The following is a 14,663-nucleotide window of genomic DNA, read 5'->3' as shown; positions in this document are numbered from 1 at the left end:
GGTGGGATGTACACCCGAACGGGTGGGTCGCCCGGCCTCCGGAGCGCCGCGGCGGGGACGCCGACGAGCAGGCCCGGCCGTACCTGCGGGGGAGGGTGGGCGGAGTCGGCGCCGGTGGGTGGTCCGGCACCCGTCCACTCGTCCACCCATCGATCCGCACACTCGTCGATCCATCGATCCATCGATCCGGCAGAGGGGGAATCGACAATGAAGTGGCCTCCGGCGTCAGGACGGTGTGAATCTCGCGCCCGGGTTCTTGCGCGTCGGATCGTGCCGGATCTGGGATGGGTCGCGTTTCTCGCGACGAAGGACGTCATCCGTGATCCGAATCCGGCCCGCCGAGTGGGATGGGCTGCGCCTGCGCCTGCCCGAAGAGGTGCCCGGCCCTGCCGTCATGTGTACCCATGTTCAGACCACCGGCCTCGGCCGCTGCTGGGTCGACCGACTCCTCGCGCCGCGGGCGGTCGCCGTCCGGTGCGGTGGTCACACCCTGCTGATGGGTGACCCGTCGGCGGTACCCCGGGGCCGACTGGCGGACCTGATCCGGGGACAGGTCGCCGCGCCCGCGCGGTTCCTGCCCCGGCTGATGGCCGAGGTCGGGCGGGTCAGGCCATGGGAACGGATGGTCTACGCGCATCGGTTCGCCGCCCCGCCGACCTCGCCGCCCCCGGGCTTCCAGGTGCGCTCCCTCGTCGCCGCCGACGCCGCCCGCCTCATCCACCTCGGTCCCGAAGCGGCCTGGATCGCCGAGACCTGGGGTGGCCCCGTCGGCCTCGCCGCCTCCGGCCACGCCCGCGGCGCCGTCACGAACGGCGCGCTCGCCGCCGTCGCCTGCGTCTACTTCCACGGACGCCGGCACGCCGAACTCGCCGTCGTCACCGCCCCGTGGGCCCGCCGCCTGGCTCTGGCCCGGGCCTGCGTGACGGCGCTGTGCGCGGACGTCCGCGCCGAGGGGCGTGTCCCGACCTGGACCGCGGCCCGCGACAATACGGCGAGCCGCCGCCTGGCCTGGACCTGCGGATTCCGCCTGGTATGCGAGACCACGCACTACTCGGTGGAAGCGCGGCCGGCGCGGACGGCCGCGTAGCGGGGGAGGGCCGTGTTCTCGATGCCCGGCTTCGTACCTCGGCCCCGCCCCCGCCCCCGGGACCGCGTCCGCGATCGGGCGTGCGGATCAGGAGGCGGATCAGGAGTACGTGTCAGGAGTGCGTACGGAAGCCGCGCGGCGACTGGACGACCCGTCGTGACGCCCGCTTGGATGGAGCCGTGAGCAGCCGGATCGTGCGTGATGCGTGGGAACTGCCGGGTCGTCCCGGCGGGTTCCCGACCGTCGTGCCGTGCTGCCCTCCGGAGGCCGCGGGCGCGGGTCTGCGCCACGAGGATCAGCCGCCTGATCCCGTCGGCCACGCCGCCTGACCGCCTGACCGGCCGTCCGGCTGCTCGACCCCGGCGTCCGACGCGTCTCGAACCGGCCGCTCGACCCATTCGGGTGCCGGCTCCGCCACGCCGTACTCCAACCTTCCGCGGCCCCGAACACGGGCTGCTTCCCCCTGCCGTCCGACGCCGAACACGGCCCGTCGGACGGGGTATCCACGCACCAGTTCCCTTGGACGGACATGTCTGAATCCGTTTACTCCTCCCGCACCGCACTCGTCACCGGCGCCACCGACGGCATCGGCTACGAGACCGCGCTGCGCCTTGCCGTAGGCGGTGCCGAAGTCGTCGTGCACGCCGTCGACGACACGCACGCCCAGGCGGCCGTCGAGCGCATGGTCGCGGACGGCGCCGACCGGCGCACGCTGACCACCGCGGTCGCCGACTTCACCGACCTCGGCCAGGTCCGGGCGATGGCGGCCGAGATCGCCGCCGCGCATCCCAGGCTCGATCTGCTGGTGAACAACGCCGCTATCGCCGGGCCCGAGCGGCGCACGCTGACCGAGGACGGCAACGAGGTCACCTGGCAGGTGAACTACCTCGCGCACTTCCTGCTGACCCGGGTCCTGGAGGCATCACTAGCCGCCGCGTCGGACAGCCGTGTCGTCAACGTCTCCTCGTCGCTGCACCGCACCGGCAACATCGACTGGACGGACCTCACCCGCGCGCGCCGCTATTCACGGGTCGCCGTGTACGCACAATCACAGCTCGCCCTCGCCGTCTTCGCCAAGGCGCTCGCCGAACGCGGCCAGGGCGCGGTCAGCCTGCACCCGGGCACCATCGACACCGCGCTGCTGCCGCTGTACGGCAGGGTGGGCCGCCCGGTCGGGGAGGGCGCCGCGGCCGTGCTCAACCTGTGCCACCCCGAGCACGAGGTGGTCAACGGCGGCTACTACGACCACCTCACCGCCGCCGAGCCCGGCCCGGGCGTACTGGACAAACGTTCCCCGCGCCGCCTGTGGAACGTGAGCAGCACCCTCACCGACCTCGGCTGAGCCGCATGCCGGCAGCAAGGAGCACGCCCGGGTCCAAGCGCGCCCGCAAGAAGCGAGCCCGCCGCAAGAGGGCCGCCAACCACGGAGGCCGCGCCGGCGCGAAGCGCTGACCGAGGAGCTGGTGCCGCGCCCGGCGACGTTCACCCCGTCACGGCACCCGGCACGGCCCCTCGCCGCACCGCCGAAACATCCGAGTACTCCAGTACGAGGACGTTCCGGCGGCGCACCGAGACACCGCACCGAACACCGCGCCGGGGCAAACGTCGCCGGGCGCGGCACCAGCTCGGGCGGCCCGGCGTGGGAACTCCCCACTCGCCGGGCCGCCTTACCCGGGCCCGAGAACCGGCCGTGCCGCGCCCATCCAACGATGCCCGTCCCGCCATGCCCGTCCCGCCATGCCCGTCCCACCATGCCCCTCCCACCATGCTCCCCGCGCTGTCGGACGACACTCGCCGAGGCGGATCAGCCGGGCCGATGCCCGACCTCGGTGCCGCGTCGTTCGCCTCCGAGCAGGTAGCCGTCCCGGTCCGAGAAGTCTGCGGCGACGGAGAAGCGGTCCGCCCGAACCAGGGTTTGGCGCCACTCCACGACCCGGTCCTGCCAGTTCCCCGCACGGTCGATCGCAAAGACGGCCGTGTCCTTGGGACACGCGAGCAAGCGGCGTTCGGCGGGATTCGGTACCAGGGCCCGAATACGTTCCCAGCCACCGGAAATGCGGATCCCGCAGTACCGCGCGAGTTCGGCGTAGAGGCCCGTGTGCGTGAAGTCGGCCGTCAGCAACGGGGATGCCAGGTCCGCGGGCAGCCAGACGCGGTCGACCGCGAGCGGTTCCCCGTCGGCCAGGCGCAGTCGCTCCAGGTGGATGAGCGGCGTGGACTCCTCGAGCCCGAGCCGGGCGGCCACGACGCCGTCGGCTCGCCGGTCCAGGACGCGGACCGTGCTGCGTTGCACCGAGCCGATCCGCTCGACCGAGTCGAAGAGGCTGTAGGCCCGCCCGACGTACTGTTCCATCGGGACGGCGGGCTTGGAAACCCGGCCGCGTCCGGCGGTGACATGTCCCTCGCTGCGCAGCTTGCGCAGCGCCTCGCGCACCGTGTGGCGGCTGACGTGGTACTCGGCGACCAAAGCGTGTTCGCCGGGGAACGCGTCGCCGAACTCGTTCGCCTCGAGCCGGCGGCGGAGGTCCTCGCGCAGCTGAGCCCACAGTGGGACGGGGCTGGTGCGGTCGACCGGTGTGGGCCCGGCGCCCGGTGATTTCACTGATTGTCCCCTATGTGCGCTGACTCGGCTCCGATCGGCATAAATGTACGGCCGCCGAGGCCGCGACCGCGGCGAACCCGATGGTGGGCAACGCCGGGGGAGGTCAACGGCGAGGACCGCAGCCGCAACCGAGGGCACCGGCCCGGCGGCCGAGAAGATCCCGCCCGAGTGTTCGTGGGCCGCTCGCGTCACGTGGACGCGGGCCGGACGGACGGGTACCGGGCTGTCCACGCGGCAAAGCCGCCGCGCAGGTCCGAGACGTTCGTGAACCCGTGGGCACGAAGCGTCGAGGCTGCCACCGAAGAGCGGGTCCCCCCGGCGCAGAAGATCACCGTGTTCTGGGTCGGGATCAACTCGGCGATTTTGGCGAGGAGTTGCGGGAGTGCAAGGTGCGTCGCGCCGGCGATCGTGCCGTGTTCCTCGATCTCGGCACGACTCCGGACGTCGACGAGCCGGGTTTCGCGGTCGATCGCCGCGACTTCCTCGGGGGACAGCCTGGTCGCCCGGACCAACTCCCGCGCCGGTATCTCGGCCAGACTCGAACCGAGGCCGGCCACCACGTTGTCGAAGCCGATGCGGGCGAGACGATTGCGCACCTCGATCTCCGTTCCCGGGTCCGAGACGAGCAACAAGCGGGTATCGGCCGTGAGCACCTCCCCGACGAGGCCGGCGAACCTGCCGGAGAGGGCGACGTTCACCGACCCACGGAGGTGGGCGTCGGCGAATTCCTCCGGGTCGCGCGTGTCCAATACGACGCATCCGCCGGCCCGAGCGCTCAGGAACGACGCGGCGGGGAGCCGGGGAACGGGCTTACGTGCGTCGAGGACCGGTCGGCGTTCGCGGTTTCGCGCCGCGACCCCCGCGAAGTAGCTCGGCGCGGTGGATTGTCCCGCGCAGACCACGCGCACGAACTCGTCCTCGGTGCAGGGGGCCAACGCATAGTTCGAGATCCGTTGTTCGCCGATGCTGCAACTGGTCTTCGAGGACAGGTTCTTGCCGCACGCCGACCCGGAGCCGTGGGCGGGGAACACCCGCGTCGGGTCCGGAAGAGTGAGGAGCTTGTCCCGGGTCGACCGGAACAGCGCGCGGGCCAGGTCGGTCGCCGACCACCCGTGCGCGCCGAGCAGGTCGGGGCGCCCCACGTCGCCGATGAACAGGGTGTCCCCGGTGAGCACACCGAAGGGCACCGCGTCGTCGGCTTCGGCGCGAACGACGACACAGATCGACTCGGGGGTGTGGCCGGGGGTGTGCAACACCTCCAGGTCGACATCGCCGAGGGAGATCCTTCGGCCGTCCTCCAGGAGGTCCACCTCGAACTCGACCGTGGCCTTCGACCCGTACGAGATACGCGCGCCGGTGAGCTCGGCGAGTTCCAGGTGGCCGGAGAGGAAGTCGGCGTGTACGTGCGTCTCGATCACGCGCTCGATGGTCAGGCCGCTGTGCTCAGCATCGGCGAGGTATTCCAGCACGTCCCGTCGGGGGTCCACGACGACCGCACGACCCGTGCCCCGGTCGCCGATGAGGTAGGAGGCATGGGACAGGCAGTCCAGGTAGTACTGCTTGAAGAACATCCGGTCGAGCCGTTGCATCGAAGTACTCCTCGGAAGTGGTGGGAGAGGTGCGGGGCCGCTCGCCGCCGGGCAGGGCGGCGCGTCGGGGGCAGGTGGTGGTCCGGGGGGCGTGCGGCGTCAGGCCCGGCCGCGGAGCATCAGGTTCCAGTAGAGGAAAGGCAATCCGTGACGCTTCAGGTACCACATGTCGGTGCGCTCGCGGACCGTGTCGATGAGGGGGATCGACGGCGCCGGCCGCATCGAGTAGTCGAATTCCGCGAGCAATACCCGACGCCGGGCCGTGGTCAGCGGGCATGAGGAGTAGCCCTGGTAACGCGCCTCCAGGGGGGATACGTTCATCGCCGCGATGAGGTTCCGCACCACGACGGGCGCCTGCTTGCGTACGGCCGCGCCGGTCTTGGAATTCGGCGACGAAGCCACGTCGCCGAGCGCGAAGACGTTGGGGTGGCGCGTGTGTTGCATGGTGTGCTTGTCGATCCCGACGTAGCCCGCGGGGTCCCCGGGATCCGCCAACGTGCTCTTTTTGAGCCAGTCGGGTGCGCTCTGCGGGGGCACCAGGTGGGCCATGTCGTAAGGGAGTTCGCGCTCTGCGCCGGTGGTGTTGTCCCGGATCACGACGTACTTCCGGTCGGCGCGGACCCGAGTGACCTCACTGCCGAAGTGCACGTTGATCCCGTACCGAGCCGCGACCCCGTCGAGAATGCCGGAGAACTCCGGGATGCCGAACATGGTCGGTGTGGGGAGTACGAGGTGCACGTCGATGTCGCGAAGGCGGCCCTGCGCGCGCCAGTAGTCGGCGGCGAGGTACGCGATCTTCTGCGCGGCTCCTGCGCACTTGATCGCCCCCGAGGGCATGCTGAAGACCGCTGAACCCGACTTCGTCTCGCGGATGAACCGCCAGGTCCGCGGGGCGAGTTCGGCCAGGTAGTTGCTGGAGACCCCGTCCCGACCGAGGGTTTCCGCGAGCCCCGGGATCCGCTGCCAGTCGAGTTGGATGCCGGCGCACATCACCAGGTACTCGTACCCGACGATCGACCCGCCGTCGAGCGTCAACTCCCGTGCCATCGGGTCGACGGCGACGGCACGCTCGCCGATCCAGCGCACCCCCCTCGGGATCACGGACCGTTGGGGCCGCTCGCTCTCCTCGATCGGCGCGCAACCGCCACCGACGAGAGTCCACAGCGGCTGGTAGTAGTGGCGCGACGCCGGGTCGACGACGGCGATATCCCGTACACCGGCGCGGATCAGCCGGGCCGCCACCGAGATGCCGGCGCTGCCGCCCCCCACGATGACGATGCGGTGGTGGTGCCGTGTGGTCACAGTGCGCCTCCCGCAGCTCGTAATGTACGGACATATAAACTAGACATGAGACCCGCCGGTGGGCAAGTGCTCCCAAGGAAATCATGATGAATGTCCGGACATTAAAGCGCGTCCGGCGGGCCCACGACCCCGGGTTCGGCAGCTTCGCAACCGAGTACGCCTACTCGATTCGTGTCGACGCGCATCGAGTAGGTCCTGGGCCGGACACCGAAGGCGACCCATGCGGACATCTCAACCCGTTCGACGAGTACTACGCCGGCTACTAGGCTGACCAACCCCCGCTCGATCCAGGAGACTTCCGTGACCATGGGCCCGCCCCCGGAGGAACACGCGGTCCGGACCCGCGCCGGCCGCCCCGCGCACGAGCGGGGCGGGACGACCGTGGATGGCAGGTGCCGTTCGATGTACACAACAGAGCCGACAGAAGCCGGTATCGAGGATGCGAGCAACATCTTGGTTGCGCCTTCGATGTTGCAGGACAACGAGTCGATCAGGGACTTCTTCGGGTCCACAATCACGCCGGAGGACCTTGCTTCCGGTTTGCCCGACCTCGCGCACAAGACCGTCTACCTGTGTGGCGATATATCCGGGCTCAGCGGCCGCCAACTGCATGCGGCTGCCCGGGTATTCGTTATCCGGGAGCTGTCACACGGTTACCACGAGGACGTCGACAAACCGTGGATCCTCGTCGACCTCGGCCGAGTTCCCATCCGCGTACACGGCGTCGGCGTGTACTACCGCCGCTTTTTCGGACTCGGCGCCGATCACTTCGGACGGATCCGTGCGGAGCACGCGTTCCAGTCCCTGACGGAGTCCACCAAGCCTGGAACAGCCCATCGCAGCGGAATCTATCTGACGCCCGTCACACGAAACGGTGACGAACTACATTTTCGCCTGCTCCGGTGCTCCACGAATCTCTCGGGGCCGACCGAGAGCTTTCGCCCAACCGACACGCGCATCGTCGAGGCGCTGAACCGCGAGGCCGCCGTCGTCTTCCGGAACCAGGCACCGCTGAATCACGTGCTTGCTCAGATCTACCACAACACCCTTGCCACGGCGGAACGCAAGCAGGCCAAGGCCAAGATCTCGGCCCATGCCGACAAGACCAAGGACATGCCGGTCAACGGCATCATGGCCTTCTGCACCTTCTATGACCGACTCGACAAGCTGCAGCCCCTGGCCGAAGACGCCTTCGACTACGGCGTGCAGGGTGTCAGCGGGCTGACCAGACTCCACTTTCGCCTCAAGGAGCCGACCGCAGAACGCAACGGAGTCGTGCTGCCCGCGCAATTCACCCTGACTCTCCACCCCGGCTCCGTGTTCTTCATGCCGCTGTCCACCAACCGCCTGTATACGCACGAAATCCGGCCCGCAACGTTGGCGGCCGACTTGCTCCCGACCCGCCTGGGATACGTGGTGCGCTGTTCGAGCGCCGAAGCCATGCACAAGAACGGCCACACGTTCCTCAAAGTGGCCGGAGATTTGGTGAAGCTGGAGCCACCCACACCGGCCGACCTGAACGAGCTGCGCAGGCTGTATGCCGAGGAGAACAGAAATTCGTCCTTCATTGATTACGGCGACGAATTTCCCTTCAGCATGAACACGGGAGACTACGTTGCCCCCCGAGCCTAGGATCTCGGATGAGATCCTCTCGTGCGCTCTGCCAACCGGGGCGAATCTCTTTGCGGAGCTGGCCGCGTCGGCTCGTTTGGAAGACGTCGGAAAAGGCCGACGTGGCGCCGTGCTTACCAGGATCGACGAGACGGGTGGTGTGCCTCTCGTACGTACCACCACTCGATACAGCAGCCCGACGCAGCGTTTCCGGGCAGTGCACGAACGGCTGGCGCAACAGATTCAAGAACGTGCGGCGCTCTCGGTCGGCTTCAACAACGCCCTCATCGAGAGCTACACGAATGCCTACACAACCATGGGCAGCCATTCCGATCAAGCCCTCGATCTGGCCAACGAGTCGTTTATCGCCGTCTTCTCCTGCTATCAGCATCCCGAAGCGAGCCCGCCGAGGAAGCTGATCTTCGAATCAAAGGGATTCGGTGGCGAGAAGTTCGAGATCCCGCTCGCCCACAACAGTATCGTCGCGTTCTCTGTCGACTCGAATCGGCGGCTCAGGCACAAAATCGTATTGGATACGCCCGCCCGGACGGCGGACAACCAATGGCTGGGTGTAACCTTTCGAACGTCAAAGACCTTCGTTCGGTTTCGCGACGGCCAGGTATACCTCCCGCAGGGTGCGCGCCTCGTGTCGGCCGACGATGAGCAGCGGCACGAATTTTACCGACTACGGCGCCGTGAGAACAATGAAACGGACTTCAGCTACCCGCTGCTGCCGTACACCATCAGCGAGAGCGATCTGATGCCGCCCGGCTAACCTCGAGGGCTTTTGAACAACCCGCCCGAAGTCGTTTCCATACCCCGGTTTCGATGCCATCCGTAGATTCTCGACACCTCGGCAACGATTCGTTTGAGCTCGTCTTCCCGTTGACCGGCCGAAGAGCCGGCCCGCCACGGCGGCGGGCCGGCTCTGCGAGCGGTGCCGGATTCCCCGCGAACCCGGCCGCCGCTACCCGGATTCCCCGGCCGACGAGACCTCGTCCCGCAGCAGGCTGTAGAACACCACGTCGCGCCACCCGCCGTCACGGAAGGCGTAGGCGCGCGCCACTCCCTCGCGCGTGAAGCCGACCTTCGCCAGCGCGCGCTGCTCGGCGAGGTTGTCCACCTCGGTGCCGGCCTCGATCCGGATCATCTGGGTATGCGCGAACAGGTAACGCACCAGAAGGAGTTGGGCCCGGGTGCCGAAGCCTTGGCCGCGCGCCTCGGGGAACAGGCCGATCCCGATGTTCCAGCAGTACGAGGTACGGCCCGACTGGATCCGGCGCCAGGCCACGAATCCCAGCACCTCGGCACCGCGCACCACCAGCAAGTACCCGCCCTCGTCGCCGAGTAGGCCGTTCTCCGCCCACCCGCGCCGGAAACGACCGGGCGGTTGCCAGCCGTTCCATTGATACGGTCCGATCGCCTCGGGGTCCGTCATGAATCGTTCCAGGATCGGCAGATCCGCTTCGGCCACCGGTCGCAACAACACCTGATCGTCGGTCAAGATCCCGAACTCCGTTCCATCTTCCTTCGCTTCCACGGACTCCGGTAGGGTCCGGAGCCGCCGCACCGGGGACACGATCGACGCGATCTCCACGGCAGCCGAGAATATCGCCGCCGCGACCATGGCACTGCGGTTGCCGATCCCGCCGGCGAGCAGGCCGGCGGTGCGGTCGCCGAGCGTGCCGCCGCCGAAGAGCAGGGTGCGGAAGCACGCGACCTTGCCGACCGCGTGCGACGTCGCCGACCTGCCGCAGCGATTCCAGGAACCGGATCGGCCTGCGCCGGAGTTGCCGCGCGTGGCCCGAAGGGGGACGGGAATGCCCGATCGGGTGGGGGTGAACCGTGTGCGTCGATCCGATCGGGGCCCCGCGGTGGCGGTAGTGGATCCGGCGCCGGATCCGGCCCTCGTTCCGGCCCGACCGGTAGCCTGGGCCGGTATCGAGACCACCGAGTGGGAAGCGGGGCCAGCGCGTGCCGGTTGTGCTCCTGATCGTGCTCGTCGTCCTCGGGCCGATTGTGGTCGGGATCGTGTTCCTGGCGCTGATCGGCGCCACGTTCGGGCGTCGCGCCCGGAAGGGACGACGCTCCGGGCGATACACCTCGGACCCGGGCAACTCCTGCGGCAACTGATCACCTCGGACGTTCGGTGCCGCTGCTGCGGATCGGTCGTACCGCCCGTTCCGTGACTGCCACGCCCGCCGCGTCGAGGATTCCCGTGATCATGCCGGAATCACCGACGCGTCGGCGATGTGCCAACGATGATCCGCAGCCGTGACGTCGGGTCGACCAGTCACGGAGGTCGCCTCCGGACCGGTGGGGCCCGAGACGATCGTGCGAGGAGCCGGTATTCGCCACGTAGCCGAGGTCGCCGACGGCGCGGCGACCTCGGGCAACGTCGTCGACGCGGTCCGGCCCGAGGACGAGGGTCTCAGGCCCGGGGGTCTCTCTCGTTGAGCACGTCGAACCTGCGCACTTCATTGCGCATGTGCGGGCTCCACTTGGCGAAGAGCGCCATGACTTCGGGTGTGGCGAGGTGCCGATCGAGCGCCTCCTGGGACGCCCATTGCTCGAGTACCGTGACGGTCCCGGTCGCCGCGTCCTCAACGCAGAACGAGATCGACACGTTTCCAGGGTTCGCTGCCGCGATCGGGTACGTCGACTGTGCCTCGGCGATGAACGTTTCGACATCCTTGGCGGGTACGAAGACCCGGCCGGCAATGATGATGTCCGTCCGGACGGACGGTTCCGCCGTCGCGGTGGTGGCGGCGCTGTCCTGAGGCGAATTCATGGTTCCTTTTCTTCCGGTCAGGCGGTGTACTGGTAGGCCGGGTAGGTGAGGTAGCCCGCGTCGTCGCCCTGGTAGTACGTGGTCTCGTCGGTGGGGGCGATCGGCAGGCCGGTGCGCAGCCGTTCGACCAGGTCGGGGTTGGCGATGAAGGCGCGGCCGAAGCTGATCAGGTCCGCTCCCAGCCCGAGCCAGTGGTCGGCGGCGGTCCGGTCGACCTGCTTCGGGCCCATGGGGAGCGCCGGGTTGACGATGAGGGTGCCGGGCCACGCGCGGCGCAGTCCGACCAGTACCTCCTCCGCCGCGGTCGCCTCCAGGTGCACGTAGGCGAGGTCGAAGCGGGCCAGCTCCGCCAGCAGGGCCGCGTACAGCTCCGGGACCTCCGTCTCCGCGACGCCCCAGAACGTGGCGCCGGGGGAGAGCCGGATCCCGGTGCGGGCCGCGCCCACGGCGTCCACCGCGGCGGCGACGGCCTCGACCGCGAACCGGATGCGGTTGATCACCGGGCCGCCGTAGGAGTCGGTGCGCAGATTGGCGTTGGAGGACAGGAACTGCGAGATCAGATAGCCGTTGGCGCCGTGCAGTTCGACACCGTCGAAGCCGGCGTCGACGGCGCGCCGGGCGGCCTCGGCGTAGGAATGCGCCTGCCCGGGCACCTCGGCGGTCTCCAGGGCGCGGGGCACCGGTGCGGGCTGCGGCCCGGTCGGGGTGAACACTTGCCCCGCAGCGGCTACCGCGGACGGCCCGACCGGCCGCAGGCCGGTGGTGTCGGCGTGCGAGACCCGGCCGCCGTGCATGATCTGGGCGAAGATCCGCCCGCCGTTGGCGTGCACGGCGCCGGTGACGGGCCGAAAGGAGGCCACCTGCTCGTCGGTGTACAGACCCGGTGTGCCCGGGTTGGACTGCCCGATGAGGCTCGGCTGCACCCCCTCGCTGACGATCAGCCCGGCGGTGGCCCGCTGGGCGTAGTAGACCGCCATGGACGGGGTCGCAAGACCCTTTGCTGCGGCCCGGCCCCGGGTCATCGGGGCCATCACAACGCGGTTGGGCAACTCCAGATCACCGAGACGGTGGCGATCGAACAACGTGGTCATGCCGGTACTCCTCGCACTCCTCGTACTGCCTGGCACGGATCAGAGGACCTTGACGCTCGGGCCCGGTAGTACGCTAAAACCTGACATCAATGTGAGAGGCAAGTCGTGTGACCGGGGTCACGGACAGGAGTACGAGATGCGGATCGGCGAACTCGCGGCGCAGACCGGGGCGAGCATCCGCTCGCTGCGCTACTACGAGGAGCAGGGGCTGCTCACCAGCATCCGCAGCGCCGGCGGGCAGCGGCACTACACCGACGATCAGATCGCGCGGGTCGCCTTCGTCCAGAGCCTGTACGCAGCCGGGCTGTCCAGCCGCGCCATCGTCGAACTGCTGCCGTGCGTGGACTCGCCCAGCGACGATCATTCCGACGCCGCGATGGCGCGCATGCTCCAGGAGCGGGACCGACTCTCCGACCACATCGAGGAGTTGCACCGCACTCGCGACGCACTCGACGCGCTCATGGCGGCAGCCCGGGCCTACCGCGACACCCGTGAGGGAAACTGCAGTGCCACTACGGCGGCTTCGCTCACCTGAAGCGTGTCGCACAGGGCCCGCTGCGCCGCCCTGCCCAAACAACCACGCAGATTCCCGTGCGGAATTCGCGATTGTGGTAAGTGGCAAGGAATCGCTCGGAGTTCCTCGCGACGAGGCCGGCGGCCCCAGCCCGAGTGGCTCGGGGGAGCACGGCCGGACAGGCAGACTGGTGCCTGGTGCGCGCCGCCTTGCGCGAACGCGGGCGAATACCGTCCCGGCGCGTGTCGTTGTCCGCGCGGCACGCCACCCGCGCGACGACCGAGCAAGCCCCCAGAGCATCGGGCCGTCGACCACCGCACCCCTGGGCCGCGTCGGAGCGCCTGACGACCCGCCTGCGCCACCATGCCGCGCTGCGGCAACTCCCGCCCGCCGGGCCCGAACCCATCCCCTCACCATCCGCACCGACGTCGACCGCGACACCCCGCCGTTCGGCCCGGCCGGGCTCGCTCGCTCGGGCTCGCTCGGTCGGGTTCTCCGGGTAGGGCGTGCGCCCTACGCTGCGCGGTATGACGCGTGCAGCCCGCAAGCCTCCCCGCGGTCCGTCCACCCCGAACAACCCGGGGCGCCCGCCCGGCCCGGTGTCCCCGGACAAGAACCCACCGGCGCCGCCGGAGCACCCGCCACCGTCCGGGTCCTGACGTGGCGATCGCCCGCCTGGCGTGGGACCGGCTCCCCGAGGAGGCGCGGGACGCGGTGACGAGCGTGCTCGGCGTCGAGCCGGCGGCGGCGGACACCGCGAGCGGGGCGAACTGCGGTGCCTCGGCGCTGTTGACGCTCCCCGACGGCCGCACGATCTTCGTCAAGGGGCAGCGCGACCGCGACCCGGTGCGCCCCGACGACGATCGGGACGAGGAGCCCGGTTGGTGGAGACCGGATTGGGGGCCCCTCGACGAACTCGACCAGGAGGAGCGGGTCAACCCGTTCCTGCCCGCGAGCGCCCCGCGTGTGCTGTGGCGCGTGGCGGTCGCCGGATGGCACCTGCTCGCCTTCGAGGGGATCGACGGCCGGCCCGCCGACTACGCCCCCGGGTCACCGGACCTGCCCCTGGTGGCGGACGCGCTCGCCGAGCTGGGGCGCTGCCCGACGCCGGAGCCGTCCCTGCCGACCGCGTGGGACCGCTGGGGCTACTGGTGCGACCCGGCGGACGAGCCGTTCCTGGCCGGCGCGCACCTGCTGCACACCGACCCGGCCGCCTCCAACGTCCTGATCGACGGCGACCGGGCCCGCCTGGTCGACTGGGCCTGGCCCGCACTCGGCCCGGCCTGGATCGATCCGGCCCTGTGGGGCATGCGCCTGGTCTCCGCGGGCGGCCACACCCCGGAACAGGCCCGGGCCCGGGTTTCCCGGACCACGGGATGGCGCGCGGCGACCCCGAACGGCGTGCGCGCGCTTACCCGGGCCGAGGCCCGCAGGTGGGAAGAGGACGCCGCGAACGGCGTCTGGGGCGCGGACGAGATCGCCCACGCCGCCCGGGCCTGGGCCGACCTCTGGAGGTAGCGGCCCTCTCGGACCAGCCGACCGGAGCGGACTTCCCGTGAGAATCGCGGGGATGTCCTTCGGCCGGCGACTGCCTCCTCGACCGCGACACCGCCGCGGGATCGTCGCCGGCGTAGTGCGGTGCGAGGCCGTGCGCTTCGGCCGCCTCGTCCACCAGGTGCGCGAGGGCCCGGGGCGGCTGCGCATCGGTCGCGCTGTCGGTCGCGAGCCGGCCGCAGGGGCCGTTACAGCTCGCTCCACCACGTCCAGTGCTGCAACTGGCCGCGCCAACTACAGTCCGCGACGACGTCCCCGTAGAAGGCCCTCGATGAGTTGGTCGCCGATCTGTCACCCGACAAGGGGCTCCAGCAGAAGACCTTCACCACGACCTTGTGGTAGCACGGGTTGAGGTCGACGTGAAGCGTGACGCTGGTGACGCCGGCCGACCCGTGGGCGTGAACGGTGCAATCGATGGGGTCGGCACTGGCCGGGGCAGCCGTCAGCACGCCTCCTACCGTCGCCAGCGCCGCCGCCGTCGCAGCGGCTGCGAGCTTCTTGCGGATGTTCAAGGTCATTTCC

At 69.7% G+C, this 14,663-nt stretch carries 14 protein-coding genes; 7 read left to right on the top strand and 7 right to left on the bottom strand.

Annotated features, from left to right (window positions below):
* The first annotated feature begins 319 nt into the window (after nt 1-319).
* On the top strand, nt 320-1,087 hold the full coding sequence (locus tag ABIA38_RS27445; RefSeq protein ID WP_424641521.1) for a GNAT family N-acetyltransferase: 768 nt from the start codon (nt 320-322) through the stop codon (nt 1,085-1,087).
* A gap of 529 nt (nt 1,088-1,616) precedes the next feature.
* Entirely contained in the window at nt 1,617-2,429 is an 813-nt protein-coding gene (locus tag ABIA38_RS27440; protein WP_424641520.1) for an SDR family NAD(P)-dependent oxidoreductase, read from the top strand.
* Between the two features lie 462 nt (nt 2,430-2,891).
* On the opposite strand, the gene ABIA38_RS27435 is transcribed toward ABIA38_RS27440, so the two are convergent.
* From ABIA38_RS27435 to ABIA38_RS27425, 3 genes are all read right to left on the bottom strand, one after another.
* On the bottom strand, nt 2,892-3,689 hold the full coding sequence (locus ABIA38_RS27435) for a GntR family transcriptional regulator (protein ID WP_424641519.1): 798 nt from the start codon (nt 3,687-3,689) through the stop codon (nt 2,892-2,894).
* A 188-nt stretch (nt 3,690-3,877) separates the two neighbouring features.
* Nucleotides 3,878-5,278, bottom strand: a complete 1,401-nt coding sequence (locus ABIA38_RS27430) for an MBL fold metallo-hydrolase (protein ID WP_424641518.1) — start codon at nt 5,276-5,278, stop codon at nt 3,878-3,880.
* 99 nt (nt 5,279-5,377) lie between these two features.
* Nucleotides 5,378-6,580, bottom strand: a complete 1,203-nt coding sequence (locus ABIA38_RS27425) for an FAD-dependent oxidoreductase (RefSeq protein ID WP_424641517.1) — start codon at nt 6,578-6,580, stop codon at nt 5,378-5,380.
* A gap of 402 nt (nt 6,581-6,982) precedes the next feature.
* Between ABIA38_RS27425 and ABIA38_RS27420 the strand changes: the two genes are divergently transcribed.
* Together ABIA38_RS27420 and ABIA38_RS27415 are read left to right on the top strand one after the other, a co-directional pair.
* Entirely contained in the window at nt 6,983-8,212 is a 1,230-nt protein-coding gene (locus tag ABIA38_RS27420; RefSeq protein WP_424641516.1) for a hypothetical protein, read from the top strand.
* Complete coding sequence (locus tag ABIA38_RS27415) at nt 8,196-8,966, top strand: hypothetical protein (protein ID WP_424641515.1); 771 nt, start codon at nt 8,196-8,198, stop codon at nt 8,964-8,966. The genes ABIA38_RS27420 and ABIA38_RS27415 overlap by 17 nt, the downstream gene beginning before the upstream one ends.
* 192 nt (nt 8,967-9,158) lie before the next feature.
* Here ABIA38_RS27415 and ABIA38_RS27410 read toward each other — a convergent pair whose 3' ends face one another.
* A complete protein-coding gene (locus ABIA38_RS27410; RefSeq protein ID WP_424641514.1) occupies nt 9,159-9,695 on the bottom strand; it encodes a GNAT family N-acetyltransferase in 537 nt (178 codons plus the stop codon).
* A 470-nt stretch (nt 9,696-10,165) separates the two neighbouring features.
* On the opposite strand from ABIA38_RS27410, the gene ABIA38_RS27405 reads away from it, so the two are divergent.
* Complete coding sequence (locus tag ABIA38_RS27405) at nt 10,166-10,324, top strand: hypothetical protein (protein ID WP_424641513.1); 159 nt, start codon at nt 10,166-10,168, stop codon at nt 10,322-10,324.
* Between the two features lie 298 nt (nt 10,325-10,622).
* Here the strand turns inward: ABIA38_RS27405 and ABIA38_RS27400 are convergent, their stop codons facing one another.
* Both ABIA38_RS27400 and ABIA38_RS27395 read right to left on the bottom strand, forming a co-directional pair.
* On the bottom strand, nt 10,623-10,982 hold the full coding sequence (locus ABIA38_RS27400; protein WP_424641512.1) for a putative quinol monooxygenase: 360 nt from the start codon (nt 10,980-10,982) through the stop codon (nt 10,623-10,625).
* 17 nt (nt 10,983-10,999) lie between these two features.
* Nucleotides 11,000-12,073, bottom strand: coding sequence for an alkene reductase (locus ABIA38_RS27395; RefSeq protein ID WP_424641511.1), 1,074 nt, complete (start codon nt 12,071-12,073; stop codon nt 11,000-11,002).
* A 136-nt stretch (nt 12,074-12,209) separates the two neighbouring features.
* Here ABIA38_RS27395 and ABIA38_RS27390 point away from each other — a divergent pair, with 136 nt between their 5' ends.
* Both ABIA38_RS27390 and ABIA38_RS27385 read left to right on the top strand, forming a co-directional pair.
* Nucleotides 12,210-12,608: a MerR family transcriptional regulator gene (locus ABIA38_RS27390; protein ID WP_424641510.1), complete on the top strand. Its 399-nt coding sequence runs from the start codon at nt 12,210-12,212 to the stop codon at nt 12,606-12,608.
* Nucleotides 12,609-13,247: 639 nt separating this feature from the next.
* Nucleotides 13,248-14,105 carry an aminoglycoside phosphotransferase gene (locus ABIA38_RS27385; RefSeq protein ID WP_424641509.1) on the top strand — a complete coding sequence of 286 codons (858 nt, stop codon included), beginning with the start codon at nt 13,248-13,250 and terminating at the stop codon, nt 14,103-14,105.
* A gap of 224 nt (nt 14,106-14,329) precedes the next feature.
* Here the strand turns inward: ABIA38_RS27385 and ABIA38_RS27380 are convergent, their stop codons facing one another.
* A complete protein-coding gene (locus tag ABIA38_RS27380; protein WP_424641508.1) occupies nt 14,330-14,659 on the bottom strand; it encodes a hypothetical protein in 330 nt (109 codons plus the stop codon).
* Nucleotides 14,660-14,663 lie beyond the last annotated feature (4 nt).

The sequence above is a fragment of the Embleya sp. AB8 genome, from assembly GCF_049739465.1.
Classification (GTDB): domain Bacteria; phylum Actinomycetota; class Actinomycetes; order Streptomycetales; family Streptomycetaceae; genus Embleya.
This window is presented reverse-complemented; position numbering and strand designations above follow the sequence as displayed.

Coding starts and splice junctions, on each gene's coding strand:
- ABIA38_RS27440 (WP_424641520.1), top strand. CDS start 1,617: ATGTCTGAATCCGTTTACTCCTCCCGCACCGCACTCGTCACCGGCGCC.
- ABIA38_RS27430 (WP_424641518.1), bottom strand. CDS start 5,278: ATGCAACGGCTCGACCGGATGTTCTTCAAGCAGTACTACCTGGACTGC.
- ABIA38_RS27420 (WP_424641516.1), top strand. CDS start 6,983: ATGTACACAACAGAGCCGACAGAAGCCGGTATCGAGGATGCGAGCAAC.
- ABIA38_RS27400 (WP_424641512.1), bottom strand. CDS start 10,982: ATGAATTCGCCTCAGGACAGCGCCGCCACCACCGCGACGGCGGAACCG.
- ABIA38_RS27395 (WP_424641511.1), bottom strand. CDS start 12,073: ATGACCACGTTGTTCGATCGCCACCGTCTCGGTGATCTGGAGTTGCCC.
- ABIA38_RS27390 (WP_424641510.1), top strand. CDS start 12,210: ATGCGGATCGGCGAACTCGCGGCGCAGACCGGGGCGAGCATCCGCTCG.
- ABIA38_RS27380 (WP_424641508.1), bottom strand. CDS start 14,659: ATGACCTTGAACATCCGCAAGAAGCTCGCAGCCGCTGCGACGGCGGCG.